Below are 12,609 nucleotides of genomic sequence, written 5' to 3'. Positions count from 1 at the left end.
TTGAGCCGTCTGGCTCAGCCGCCGTAGACGTGGGGCGCGAGCGTACCGACGAACGGGAGGTTGCGGTACTTCTCGGCGTAGTCGAGACCGTAGCCCACGACGAACTCGTTGGGGATGTCGAAGCCGACCCACTCGACGTCGATGGCGACCTTGGCGGCGTCCGGCTTACGCAGCAGGGTGCACACCTTGAGCGACTCCGGCTCGCGGGAGCCCAGGTTGGACAGCAGCCAGGACAGCGTCAGGCCGGAGTCGATGATGTCCTCGACGATCAGGACGTGCTTGCCCTTGATGTCGGTGTCGAGGTCCTTGAGGATCCGCACCACGCCGGAGGACTGGGTGCCCGCGCCGTACGACGACACGGCCATCCAGTCCATCGTGACAGGGGTGGACAGCGTCCGCGCGAGGTCGGCCATGACCATCACCGCGCCCTTGAGGACGCCGACGATCAGCAGGTCCTTGCCCGCGTACTCCGCGTCGATCTTCGCGGCGAGCTCCACGAGCTTCGCGTCGATCTCTTCCTTGGTGATGAGTACCTCTTTGAGGTCGGCACCCATGTCTTTCGCGTCCACCGCATCACTTTCGGTCGTCCCACCAGCCGTCCGTCGCTCCCCGAGGGGAGCAAAGGGATCAGCCTTGCCGAATCACCAGTCTGCCACCCTGGCGCTGGGCGACGACCTTGCCCGGGAGATTGATGGCTCCCTGGCCGCGCCAGCCGGTGATCAGACGGTCGACTTCCTCGATGTGACGGGCGAAGAGCGAACCGGCCGGGGCGCCCGCCTCGATGGCCGCCTGGCGCAGGATGCGGCGGCGCACGGCGGGCGGCAGGGCGTAGAGCTTGGCGCACTCCAGGAGGCCGGCGGCGTCGCGTACGGAGGCCTCGGCCTGGCGGGCCCAGGTGTCGAGGGCGTCGGCGTCGTCGCGGGAGAGCTGGGCCGTACGGGCGAGGGCCTCGACGACTCCTTTGCCGAGCGCCTTCTCCAGGGCGGGCAGGCCCTCGTGGCGCAGCCGGGAGCGTGTGTAGGCGGGGTCGGTGTTGTGCGGATCGTCCCAGACGGGCAGGGACTGGACCATGCAGGCCTTGCGGGCGGTCTGCCGGTCGAGTGCGAGGAAGGGCCGTCGATAACGGCGGGCGGCCCCCGGGCCCCCGGAAACAGCTGCCATGCCGGACAGCGAGCGGATGCCGGAGCCGCGGGCGAGGCCGAGCAGGACGGTTTCGGCCTGGTCGTCGCGGGTGTGGCCGAGCAGGACGGCGGCGGCGCCGTGGCGTTCGGCCGCCGCGTCGAGGGCGGCGTAGCGGGCGTCGCGCGCGGCGGCCTCGGGACCGCCTTCGCGGCCGACGGTCACGGCGGTGGACTCGACGGGGTCCAGGCCGAGTTCGCGCAGCCTGAGGACGACTTCCTCGGCGCGCAGGTCGGAGCCGGCCTGGAGGCCGTGGTCGACGGTGACGCCGCCGGCGCGGATGCCGAGCTTGGGAGCCTCGAAGGCGAGGGCGGAGGCGAGGGCCATGGAGTCGGCACCGCCGGAGCATGCCACGAGCACGAGCGGCGACGGCGGGCGCTCGTGCGGGCTCTGCTCGCCGGAAGCGGGACGGTCGGCAGAAACGTGATGGTCGTTGAGGATGTCGTGGAGGACGCGGCGGACCGCCAGGCGTATCGCCGCGACCGCAGGATGGGGACCCATGTCCGGTTCCCTTCATGAAGTTTTCGGGGGGTGAGCCCGAGGTTCGGTCACTCAGAGTGTGTAGATGGTGACAGAACCGGGGCGTTCCCCGAGCATTGCACGCCTACCCATCGCTCACGGTCCCTCGGACGGGTGATTGAAGGGGCGTTCGCCTGCCGTCGGCCGGATTCCTCTCACGACCTCCGTACGTGGTTCACGACTCGGCCTTGCGATGCACCCGCGCGACCCAGTCCGCCGGTTTGGCGATCTCCGTCTTGGTCGGGAGCGTGTTGGGGGAGGTCCACACACGGTTGAAGCCGTCCATGCCCACCTGGTCGACGACGGCCCGCACGAAGCGTTCGCCGTCGCGGTACTGCCGGAGTTTGGCGTCCAGGCCGAGCAGCTTCCGCAGGGCCATGTCCAGGCGGGAGGCGCCCTTGGCCCGCCGCTGCTGGAACTTCTCGCGGATCTCGGCGACGCTCGGCACGACGGCCGGACCCACTCCGTCCATGACGAAGTCGGCGTGGCCCTCCAGGAGGGACATCACGGCGGTGAGGCGGCCGAGGATCTCCCGCTGGGCCGGCGTCTGCACGATCTCCACGAGGGAGCGTCCGCCGTCGTCCTCCTCCTCGCCCTCGGGACGCCCGCCGGCCAGCGACTGGGCGGCCTCCCGGATGCGCTCCAGGACGGTCATGGGATCGACCTCGGTCTCCCCGAGGAACGACTGGATTTCGCCCTCCAGATGGTCGCGCAGCCAGGGCACGGCCGTGAACTGCGTGCGGTGCGTCTCCTCGTGCAGACACACCCAGAGGCGGAAGTCGTGGGGCTGGACGTCGAGTTCGCGCTCCACGTGCACGATGTTCGGGGCAACCAGGAGGAGCCGGCCGCCGCCGTTCTCCCCTGCCGGGAGTTCGCGGGTGGCCGGGGCGAAGGTCTCGTACTGGCCGAGGACGCGGGAGGACAGGAACGACAGGAGCATCCCGAGCTCGACACCCGTCACCTTGCCGCCGACGGCCCCGAGCACCGCACCGCCGGGGGTGTTGCCACGCCGCTCCTGCATCTTCTCCAGGAGCGGTTTGAGGATCTCCCTGAACCCGGCGACGTTCGCCCGGACCCAGCCGGGGCGGTCGACGACGAGTACGGGAGTGTCGTGGACGCCCTCCGTCCCCATCCGGGTGAAGCCGCGGACGTGTTCCTCCGAGGCCTTGGCGTGCCGGCGCAGTTCCGCGACGACGGCCCGGGCCTCGTCGCGGCTCACGTCGGGGCCCGGCCGCACGAGCCGGGTCGCGGTCGCCACCGCGAGATTCCAGTCGACCATCTCGGCACCACCGATGCTCGTCATGCGTCAACCGTACGTGAGCGTTCCCACTTGGGGCAGGCCGCGCGGCGCGCCAAGGCGGGCGCCGGGTCAGCCGCAGCCGCAGGCCGCCAGCGCCGAGGCGGTGCGATCCAGCGCGCTCTGCGCCGCCCCCGGATCCGTCGTGTCCGAGGTCAGGAACGCGAAGGCCAGCAGCCGGCCGTCCTGGTCCACGACCGTCCCGGCCAGGGTGTTCACGCCGGTCAGGGTGCCCGTCTTCGCCCGTACGACACCTGCCGCGCCGTCCGTGTAACGGCTGGTCAGGGTGCCGGTGAAGCCGGCCACCGGGAGGCCGGTGAGGACGGGTCGCAGGTCCGGGTGGGCCGGGTCGCCCGCCTTCACCAGCAGGGACGTCAGCAGGCCCGCGGTGAGCCGGTCGGCGCGGTCGAGTCCGCTCCCGTCGTGGAACTCGGCGCCGGCGAGCGGGAGTCGGAGTTTCTTCAGCTGGGCACGGATCGCCCTGCCGCCGCCCGCGAAGTCGGCGCGCTGCCCGTCCGCCACGGCGGTCTGGCGGGCGAGGGCCTCGGCGATGTCGTTGTCGCTGTTGGTCAGCATGCGTTCGACCAGGGCGGACAGGGGCGGCGAGAGGACCTCGGCGAGGTTCTCGGCGCGGCCGGTCGCCTTGGAGGGCCCGGGTGAGGTCGTCCTGATGCCGTGGTCCGACAGGAACCGGGCGAACGTGCGCGTCGCGTCCGCCGCCGGGTCCGTCGTACGCGGCGCCGGTCCACTGGCCGTGCCGTCGGTGCGGCCCTCGTCCACCATCAGGGCGCTGACGGGGGCGAGGTTGTCGTTGACCCCGATCGGGTGGATCTCGGAGCCCGCGTAGAGGGTCTTGTCGTAGGACAGCGTGACCGTCGTGATGCCCCGCTTCTTCAGGGCCGTGGCGGTCTCCTCGGCCAGTTCGCGCAGGCTCGCCCAGCCCCCGGCGTCCGCGCGGGCGGTGAGCGTGGGGTCGCCGCCGCCGACGAGGACGAGCTCCTTGGTGTCGGCTTCCAGGGCCGCGCGCGTGACGAGGCGGTGGTCGGCGCCGAGGGCGGACAGGGCGGCGACGGCGGTGGCGATCTTCGTGGTGGAGGCGGGGGTCAGTGCCGTGCCGGCACCCGCGCCGTAGAGCCGCTTGCCGGTGGCGACGTCCACGACGGCCGCCGTGTGGCGGGTGCCGAGTGCGGTGTTGCCGAGGAGCGGGCCGAGGACCGTGGCGAGCGCTTGGCCGGTCGGGGCGGACTTCACCGTGTTGGCCCCGCCGCCCAGTGCGGTGAGCACGGACGGGGCGCTCGGAGCGGGGCGCGGCCCGGCAGCAGTCGTACCGGAATCACCTCCGTGATCTGTGCCACCCGTCCGCTCGAGGGCGACCGCCCGGTCCCGCTCGGCCGTACGCTGACCCGAGGAGTCCCACGGACCGGCGGCGGTCGCCACGGTGGCGGCCAGCGCCAGACCGGCGGTGGCGGCGCCCGCGGTGTACTGCCAGGTCCTGACGGCTTCCGGGCGAGGAATCCGTGCAAGCCGTGTGACCTGCGGTTTCACGGCGGCGACGGTCCGTACCAGGTACGGCTGTACGGCATCCTTGGCCCGGGTCAGTCCTGGACGTACGGCGCCCGCGGCGCGTGCCAGACGCGGTCGTACGGCATTGGCGACCCGCGTCGCATGCGGTCTCGCGGCCCGCCAAGGCCTCAGTTCAGGCACGACCAACAGCCCCTTTCGCGATCACACACCAGCGTGAGGGACACTTAACCACCAGAACTATGTGTTGATCATGGAGGAGCCACCGGTGGAGTTCGACGTCACGATCGAGATCCCGAAGGGTTCGCGGAACAAGTACGAGGTGGACCACGAGACCGGTCGGATCCGCCTGGACCGTCGACTCTTCACCTCGACCGCCTACCCGACCGACTACGGCTTCGTCGAGAACACCCTCGGCGAGGACGGCGACCCGCTGGACGCGCTGGTCATTCTTGACGAGCCGACGTTCCCGGGCTGCCTCATCAAGTGCCGTGCGATCGGCATGTTCCGCATGACGGACGAGGCCGGCGGTGACGACAAGCTGCTGTGCGTCCCGGCGACGGACCCGCGGGTGGAGCACCTGCGTGACATCCACCACGTCTCCGAGTTCGACCGCCTGGAGATCCAGCACTTCTTCGAGGTCTACAAGGACCTGGAGCCCGGCAAGTCCGTCGAGGGCGCCGACTGGGTCGGCCGCGTCGACGCCGAAGCCGAGATCGAGCGGTCCTACAAGCGCTTCAAGGACTCGGGCGGCCACTGAGCCCTGTGCTGCTGACGGGCCGCACGCGCACGCGTGCGGCCCGTCAGCATGCCCGCGCATACTGAGGCCTACGGAATGTGTCGTTCAGGGAGCGTTACGGAGTGACGGAGGCGGAGCACCGCAAGCCGCAGTCGGACGAGGCCAGGAGTTTCTACGACTCCGAGATCACGTCCGAGTTCGCCGTCCCCGACGGGCTCGCCATGCCCAGAACCGTCGGCGGCGAGCCGGAGACCACGTCCGAGTTCGCGCTCCCGAAGGGGCTGGACGTCCCGCAGCCGACGGCCGCGGAGCCCGAGGGGTCGGCGTTCACCGCGCCCCGCACCTACAGCGCGAAGGACGCGCCGCCCGCGTTCACCCCGCCGACCGGCATACCGGTGGTCAGCCTCACCAAGGACGTGCCCTGGCAGGACCGGATGCGCACGATGCTGCGGATGCCGGTGGCCGAGCGGCCCGCACTGGAGCCGGTGCACAAGTCCGAGGACGACGCCGGTCCGGCCGTCCCGCGCGTGCTCGACCTGACCCTGCGTATCGGCGAGCTGCTGCTCGCGGGCGGTGAGGGCGCGGAGGACGTGGAGGCGGCGATGTTCGCCGTCTGCCGGTCCTACGGCCTGGACCGCTGCGAGCCGAACGTCACCTTCACGCTGCTGTCGATCACGTACCAGCCGTCACTCGTGGACGACCCTGTGACGGCCTCCCGGACCGTACGGCGGCGCGGCACCGACTACACGCGCCTCGCGGCCGTGTTCCAGCTCGTGGACGACCTCAGCGACCCGGAGACGGCCATCTCCCTGGAGGAGGCCTACCGGCGGCTCGCGGAGATCCGCCGCAACCGGCACCCCTATCCGACCTGGGTGCTCACCTCGGCGAGCGGGCTGCTCGCGGGCGCGGCCTCCGTACTGGTCGGCGGTGACCTGCTCGTGTTCGTCGCGGCCATGCTGGGCGCGATGCTCGGCGACCGGCTGGCGTGGCTGTGCGCGGGGCGGGGGCTGCCGGAGTTCTACCAGTTCACGGTCGCCGCGATGCCGCCCGCCGCGATCGGGATCGCGCTGACGCTGGCCCACGTGGACGTGAAGGCGTCCGCGGTCATCACCGGTGGGCTGTTCGCGTTGCTGCCCGGGCGGGCGCTGGTGGCGGGCGTCCAGGACGGGCTGACCGGCTTCTACATCACCGCGTCGGCCCGGCTGCTGGAGGTCATGTACTTCTTCGTGGGCATCGTGGTCGGCGTGCTGGTGATGCTCTACGTCGGTGTGCAGCTGGGAGCACATCTCAACCCCGACGAGGCATTGTCGACGGCTTCGCGGCCGCTGTGGCAGATCACGGCGTCGATGCTGCTGTCACTGACGTTCGCCGTGCTGCTGCAGCAGGAACGATCCACTGTGCTGGCCGTCACCTTGAACGGCGGCGTGGCCTGGTGTGTCTACGGCGCGATGCAAACCGGCGGGTTCTCCCCGGTCGCCTCCACGGCCGTCGCGGCGGGGCTCGTCGGTCTGTTCGGGCAGTTGCTGTCCCGGTACCGGTTCGCGTCCGCGCTGCCGTACACCACCGCGGCGATCGGACCCCTGCTGCCGGGTTCCGCCACGTACTTCGGGTTGTTGTCGATCGCCGGGAACGAGGTCGACGAAGGGCTGGTGTCCCTGTCGAAGGCGGCGGCGCTCGCCATGGCCATCGCCATCGGGGTCAACCTGGGATCCGAGATCTCCCGGTTGTTCCTGAGGGTCGGTTCCGCGGGGAAGCGACGGGCCGCCAAGAGGACGCGGGGGTTCTGACCCGCGCCCCCGGCAGCTCTCAGTACCCCTGGTTGTTGTAGGGATTCTGCTGGTTCTGCTGGTTCTGGCCGTACTGCTGCTGGTTGCCGTAGTGCTGCGGGTACTGCTGGGCGTACGGCTGCTGTTGCTGCGGCTGCTGGCCGTAGTACTGGTCATAGCCGTTCTGTTGCTGCGGGGGCTGCTGCTGGTCGTCCGACGGGATGCGGCGGAGCTGGGTCGTCGCGTCGTCCATCGGCTGGTACGGCTGCTGGGTCGGGGCCTGGGCCGCCGCCCGCTTCTTCTTTCCGCGCTCCCGGAGGTACTCGATGATGATCGGGACCACCGAGACCAGGACGATCAGGACGAGGATCGCCTCGACGTTCTTCTTGATGGCGTCGATCTGGCCGAGCCAGTAGCCGGCGAGGGTGACACCCGTGCCCCAGGCCACGCCGCCGATCACGTTGTACGTCAGGAAGGTGCGGTACTTCATCCGGCCGGCGCCGGCCACGATGGGGGCGAAGGTGCGCACGATCGGGACGAAGCGGGCCAGGACGATGGCCTTGGGGCCGAACTTCTCCATGAACTCGTGGGCCTTCTCCAGGTTCTCCTGCTTGAAGAGCTTGGAGTTGGGGCGGCTGAAGAGCCTCGGCCCGAAGAACTTGCCGATCATGTAGCCGACCTGGTCGCCGAGGACGGCGGCCAGCACGATGAGGGTGCAGACCAGCCACAGGGGCTGGCTGATGAAGTTCCCCTCGGCCACGAACAGGCCCGCCGTGAACAGCAGGGAGTCACCCGGCAGGAACGCGAAGAGGCCCGACTCGGCGAAGACGATCAGCAGGATGCCTGGCAGGCTGAAGGTCTCGATCAGATAGTCGGGGCTGAGCCACTCGGGGCCGAGCGCGAGCGTGGTCACGGGATTGTGGCTCCTGCGTGTGGGTGCGGGCTGGGACTGGCTGCCCAAAAGTATCAACGCAGCCGTGCCGGCCCAGGTTCCATGCGGCTCCCCAGGATGCACTGTGCTCGCTCTGGGACAAAGCTGTGAGCCATGGGTATTGACGAATACGGCGGCGGCCAGGGGCCCCAGCCAGACGTGCTCGTGGTGACGACGAACGACGTACCCGGCCACCGGGTCCAGGAGGTGCTGGGCGAGGTCTTCGGGTTGACCGTGCGCTCCCGGCACCTCGGCAGCCAGATCGGTGCCGGGCTGAAGTCGATGGTCGGCGGTGAGCTCAAGGGGCTCACGAAGACGCTCGTGCAGACCCGCAACCAGGCCATGGAGCGGCTCGTCGAGCAGGCACGCACGCGTGGAGCAAATGCCGTGCTGATGTTCCGCTTCGACGTGACGGAGGCGGCGGACGTCGGCACTGAGGTGTGCGCCTACGGCACGGCGGTGGTCCTGACCCGGGAGTAGACCCCGGGTCAGGTGGCTAGGAGGCGTGCCGTGCGGCGTTGGCCCTGATCGCGTCCCTGAGGTGCTCGGCGAGACCGGGGCGCATGGAGTCGTAGAACGCCTTGAAGCGCTCGTCCGCCACGTACATCTCGGCCAGGCCCTGGTGCATCTCGTACGGGCAGTCGTAGAACCAGCCGCAGATGTGCCGCCGGTGTTCCTCGGCCATGTCCATGGCCGCCGGGGAGGTCGGTGCGTCACCGGCGGCCATCAGGGCGTCGTAGCGCTCGCCCCAGTCGGCGACCTCGGCCTGCATGCGTTTCCAGTCGTCCTTGGTGTAGCGGGCCGCGCGGCGCTGCGACTCGGCGTACGCCTCCGTGCCGCCCCAGCGCTCTTCCGCCTCCTGCGCGTACTGCTCGGGGTCCTTGTCACCGAACACCTCGAACTTCTCCTCCGGCGTGAGATTGATCCCCATCGTGCGTGCCTCCATGGCCTGCTCCACGGCCGCCGCCATCTTCTGCAGCTTCTCGATCCGGGCGGTCAGCAGCTCGTGCTGGCGGCGCAGATGCGCGCGCGGGTCCGCGGCCGGGTCGTCGAGCAGGGCGGCGACCTCGTCGAGCGGGAAGCCGAGCTCGCGGTAGAACAGGATCTGCTGCAGCCGGTCGAGGTCGGCGTCGCTGTAGCGCCGGTGGCCCGCGCGGCTGCGTTCGCTGGGCACGAGCAGGCCGATGTCGTCGTAGTGGTGCAGCGTGCGCACCGTGACGCCGGCGAAGCCCGCGACCTGTCCCACGGAGTAGCTCACTTCGTCCGCTCCCTTCTCGGTACGCGCTCCACGGTGGCTCCTCACGCCGCGTGAGGTGCAAGCCCGGCACGGACATCTCCGGATGTCCCGACCGTTTTGTCTGCTTATCGTGAGCCCGTGGTCCAGGACACCGCGCAGCAGGCATCCGCAGCCCCGGCGACCCCGGCCCGCGCACTGCTGCCGCTGATCCTCCCTGCCTTCGTCGTCGGGGTGGGCGCGAGCCTGCTGCTCCTCGGGGTGAGCGCGGCGGCCGAGGAACTCCAGCACGTGCTGTGGGGGAACCTGCCGGACGCGCTGGGAGTGGGCCGGTACTCCGTGCTGTGGATGCTGGTCGTGCTCACCGCGACCGGGGTGGCCGTGGGCCTGGTGGTGTGGAAGGTGCCCGGGCACGCCGGTCCCGATCCGGCCACCACCGGTCTGGACGCTCCCGTGCTGCCGCCCGCCGTGCTGCCGGGGCTGCTCCTCGCGACGGCACTGATGCTCGCGGGCGGGCCGAGCCTGGGCCCCGAGAACCCGATCATCGCGGTGAACGTGGGCCTCGCCTTCTGGCTGGGGCGCCGACTGGCCCCGCGACTGCCGCGCGGGCTGTGGCCGGTGCTGGCGGAAGCGGCGACGATCGGCGCGCTGTTCGGAACGCCGGTGGCGGCGGCGCTGGTGATCTCCGAGGCGCTGGCCGGGAGGCAGCTCAAGGGCGCGCTGTGGGACAGCGTCTTCGGGCCGCTGGCGGCGGCCGCGGCTGCCGCGCTGACGACCACCCTGGTGGCCCATCCGACCTTCGACCTCGGGCTGCCCGCGTTCGGGCAGCCCGACTGGGGCGATCTGCTGTCGGTGCTGGTGATCGCGTCGGCCGCCGCGCTGCTCGGCATGGTGGCCGTGCTGGCCTTCCCGTACGTCCACGGCGTGTTCACGCGGCTGCGGCACCCGATGGTGGCGCTTCCGGTCGGCGGGCTCGTCCTGGGGCTGCTCGCGGCCGTCGGCGGCCGTCTGACGCTCTTCAAGGGGCTCGACGAGATCGGGGAACTGGCGGCCGATCCGGCGGGCTGGTCGGCCGGCGAGTACGCCACCATGACCGTGGTGAAGCTGGCCGCGCTGCTGGTCGCGGGCTCCTGCGGCTTCCGGGGCGGGCGGATCTTCCCGGCCGTGTTCGTCGGCGTCGCCTTCGGGCTGTGCGCCCACGCGCTCGTGGACGCCGTGCACCCGGCCCTCGGGGTGGGGGCCGGGGTGCTGGGCATACTGCTCGCCGTCACCCGGCAGGCCTGGGTGAGTCTGTTCGTCGCCGCCGTGCTGGTGTCCTCGCCCGCGATCCTCGCGCTGCTGTGCATCGCCTCCCTGCCGGCCTGGCTGCTGGTGACCGGTCGTCCGCAGATGCAGGTGCACGAGGACGGAACCCCGGTCCGCTGACCGACGTTGATCGCGTGAGGTGGCATGCCGACGTCGCTGCACAAGGTGCCCGAGAGGCCCGCCGAGCGTCCGCCGCTCGGGGGGCGCAGGGTGTCCGCCCGCTGCCGGGCCACGGACGCGGTGCCGAAGTCGTGGCCGCTGAACCTGGTCGACCCGCGGCCCCGAGCGAGCGGAGCCGGAGGCCGGCCACCGATCAGCCGTGTGAACAACCCTGCGGGTCAATACATCTAGCGGCTCAGGCGCGCGAACCGCCGTAGGGCCAGCGGGAAGAACACCGCCAGAAGGGCCAGCGGCCAGACAACGGCGGCCCCTACGTGACCGGGTTCGCCGCCGGGGCCGCCCAGCTGGTCCCGGACGGCCGTGGCCGTCTGGGACATCGGGTTCCAGTCGACGACCGTGCCCAGCCAGCCGGGCATGGAGTCCGGGGTCGCGAAGGCGTTGGACAGGAAGCCGACCGGCCAGACCAGGATCTGCACGGCCTGCACCATCTCCGGCTTCCCGGCGACCATCGCCAGATGGATGCCGATCCAGAGCATCGCGAACCGGAAGAGCAGCAACAGGCCCACCGCGGCCAGGAGCCCGCCGACGCCTCCGTGGACCCGCCAGCCGATCGCGTACCCGACGCCGATCATCGCGGCCAGGCTCAGCACGGACTGGAGCATGTCGGCGGCCGAACGGCCCACCAGAACGGCCCCGTTGGCCATCGGCATGGACCGGAACCGGTCGATCACGCCCTTGTTGAGGTCCTGGGTGACGGCGATCATGGTCGCCTCCAGCCCGAACGCCATGGTCAGCGCGAGCATCCCGGGGACCAGGTAGTCGACGTACTCCCCCTCGACGCCCCGGCCGCCGCCGACGAGATAGCCGAACATCAGCAGCAGCATCACGGGGAAGACCAGCCCGACGAGGACCCGCACCGGCTGCCGTGCCCAGTGGGCGAGTTCGCGCCGGGTCATGGTCCAGGAATCGGTCAGCGCGTAGGTGGTCACACGGCCTCCTTCACTCGGTGGTCGTCACCGGTGAGGTGCAGGAACACCTCGTCCAGCGTGGGCCGGCGCAGGACCACGTCCTCCGCCTCGATGCCGGCCGACTCCAGGGCCCGTACGACACCGGAGAGCGCCGCCATCCGGTCGGTGACCGGAGCGCTGAGCAGCCGGCGGTCGGCGTCGACCGACACCCCGGCCGCGTCGAGAGGCAACAGGGCGACGGCCGCGCCCAGTTGGCCGCCGTCCCGCAGGACCACGTCGATCCGGTCGCCGCCGGTTCGCGCCTTCAGCTCGTCCGCCGTGCCGTCGGCGACGACCCGGCCCCGGTCGACGAGGGAGATGCGGTCGGCGAGCTGGTCGGCCTCCTCCAGGTACTGCGTGGTCAGCAGGACCGTCGTACCGCCGCCGACCAGGGAGCGGACCGCGGCCCAGACTTCGGCGCGGCCGCGCGGGTCGAGGCCGGTCGTGGGTTCGTCCAGGAACAGCACCTCCGGGTCGCGGATCAGGGAGGCCGCGAGGTCCAGGCGGCGCCGCATGCCTCCGCTGTAGGCGCGGACCGGCTTGCGTCCGGTGTCGGCCAGGCCGAAGCGCTCCAGGAGTTCGTCGGCACGCACGCGCGCGTGGCGGGCGCCCAGGTGGTACAGGCGGCCGAACATCTCCAGGTTCTGGCGGCCGCCGAGCTCCTCGTCGAGGGCCGCGTGCTGGCCGAGCAGACCGATACGCAGCCGTACGTCATAGGCCTCGTGCTCCGCGTCGTGGCCCGCCACCTCGGCGCGGCCCTCGTCCGGGCGCAGCAGGGTGGACAGGACGCGGACCAGGGTGGTCTTTCCCGCGCCGTTGGGGCCGAGCACGCCGTGGACGCTGCCGCGCGCGACCCTCAGGTCGAGCCCGTCCAGGGCGGCCTTGTCGCCGTACCGCTTCCGCAGGCCTTCCGCGACGATCACGTCGGTCATCGAGGCACCCTCCAAGATCGGCATGTAGTCAAACTTGACTACCCTCTCAAAGTAACGCC

12 protein-coding genes are annotated in these 12,609 nt (G+C 71.0%); 4 read left to right on the top strand and 8 right to left on the bottom strand.

The window, feature by feature from the left end:
* Positions 1–14 precede the first annotated feature (14 nt).
* The 4 genes from hpt to dacB form a co-directional block, all read right to left on the bottom strand.
* Complete coding sequence (gene hpt / locus AQJ46_RS33820; RefSeq protein ID WP_057612418.1) at positions 15–554, bottom strand: hypoxanthine phosphoribosyltransferase; 540 nt, start codon at positions 552–554, stop codon at positions 15–17.
* Between the two features lie 73 nt (positions 555–627).
* Positions 628–1,680 carry a tRNA lysidine(34) synthetase TilS gene (tilS, locus tag AQJ46_RS33815; protein WP_059209166.1) on the bottom strand — a complete coding sequence of 351 codons (1,053 nt, stop codon included), beginning with the start codon at positions 1,678–1,680 and terminating at the stop codon, positions 628–630.
* Between the two features lie 193 nt (positions 1,681–1,873).
* Positions 1,874–3,001: a zinc-dependent metalloprotease gene (locus tag AQJ46_RS33810; protein WP_057612416.1), complete on the bottom strand. Its 1,128-nt coding sequence runs from the start codon at positions 2,999–3,001 to the stop codon at positions 1,874–1,876.
* Positions 3,002–3,067: 66 nt separating this feature from the next.
* Positions 3,068–4,705 (bottom strand): D-alanyl-D-alanine carboxypeptidase/D-alanyl-D-alanine endopeptidase, encoded by a 1,638-nt coding sequence (dacB, locus tag AQJ46_RS33805; RefSeq protein WP_059209165.1) that lies wholly within the window; start codon positions 4,703–4,705, stop codon positions 3,068–3,070.
* A 79-nt stretch (positions 4,706–4,784) separates the two neighbouring features.
* Here dacB and AQJ46_RS33800 point away from each other — a divergent pair, with 79 nt between their 5' ends.
* Together AQJ46_RS33800 and AQJ46_RS33795 are read left to right on the top strand one after the other, a co-directional pair.
* Positions 4,785–5,276, top strand: a complete 492-nt coding sequence (locus tag AQJ46_RS33800; RefSeq protein WP_059209164.1) for an inorganic diphosphatase — start codon at positions 4,785–4,787, stop codon at positions 5,274–5,276.
* Between the two features lie 101 nt (positions 5,277–5,377).
* Entirely contained in the window at positions 5,378–7,042 is a 1,665-nt protein-coding gene (locus AQJ46_RS33795; RefSeq protein ID WP_059209163.1) for a threonine/serine exporter family protein, read from the top strand.
* Positions 7,043–7,061: 19 nt separating this feature from the next.
* Here the strand turns inward: AQJ46_RS33795 and AQJ46_RS33790 are convergent, their stop codons facing one another.
* Positions 7,062–7,934 (bottom strand): DedA family protein, encoded by an 873-nt coding sequence (locus AQJ46_RS33790; RefSeq protein ID WP_059209162.1) that lies wholly within the window; start codon positions 7,932–7,934, stop codon positions 7,062–7,064.
* Positions 7,935–8,066: 132 nt separating this feature from the next.
* On the opposite strand from AQJ46_RS33790, the gene AQJ46_RS33785 reads away from it, so the two are divergent.
* The gene (locus AQJ46_RS33785; protein ID WP_059209161.1) at positions 8,067–8,432 is read left to right on the top strand and encodes a YbjQ family protein; all 366 of its coding nucleotides are present in this window, start codon (positions 8,067–8,069) and stop codon (positions 8,430–8,432) included.
* Positions 8,433–8,448: 16 nt separating this feature from the next.
* Here the strand turns inward: AQJ46_RS33785 and AQJ46_RS33780 are convergent, their stop codons facing one another.
* Positions 8,449–9,210, bottom strand: coding sequence for a MerR family transcriptional regulator (locus AQJ46_RS33780; protein WP_059209160.1), 762 nt, complete (start codon positions 9,208–9,210; stop codon positions 8,449–8,451).
* Between the two features lie 117 nt (positions 9,211–9,327).
* Here AQJ46_RS33780 and AQJ46_RS33775 point away from each other — a divergent pair, with 117 nt between their 5' ends.
* The gene (locus AQJ46_RS33775; RefSeq protein WP_059209159.1) at positions 9,328–10,611 is read left to right on the top strand and encodes an ion channel protein; all 1,284 of its coding nucleotides are present in this window, start codon (positions 9,328–9,330) and stop codon (positions 10,609–10,611) included.
* A 227-nt stretch (positions 10,612–10,838) separates the two neighbouring features.
* Here the strand turns inward: AQJ46_RS33775 and AQJ46_RS33770 are convergent, their stop codons facing one another.
* Positions 10,839–11,600, bottom strand: coding sequence for an ABC transporter permease (locus AQJ46_RS33770; RefSeq protein ID WP_059209158.1), 762 nt, complete (start codon positions 11,598–11,600; stop codon positions 10,839–10,841).
* Positions 11,597–12,550 (bottom strand): ATP-binding cassette domain-containing protein, encoded by a 954-nt coding sequence (locus AQJ46_RS33765; RefSeq protein ID WP_059209238.1) that lies wholly within the window; start codon positions 12,548–12,550, stop codon positions 11,597–11,599. The genes AQJ46_RS33770 and AQJ46_RS33765 overlap by 4 nt, the downstream gene beginning before the upstream one ends.
* Positions 12,551–12,609 lie beyond the last annotated feature (59 nt).

The organism is Streptomyces canus (assembly GCF_001514145.1).
Lineage (GTDB): Bacteria > Actinomycetota > Actinomycetes > Streptomycetales > Streptomycetaceae > Streptomyces > Streptomyces canus.
This window is presented reverse-complemented; position numbering and strand designations above follow the sequence as displayed.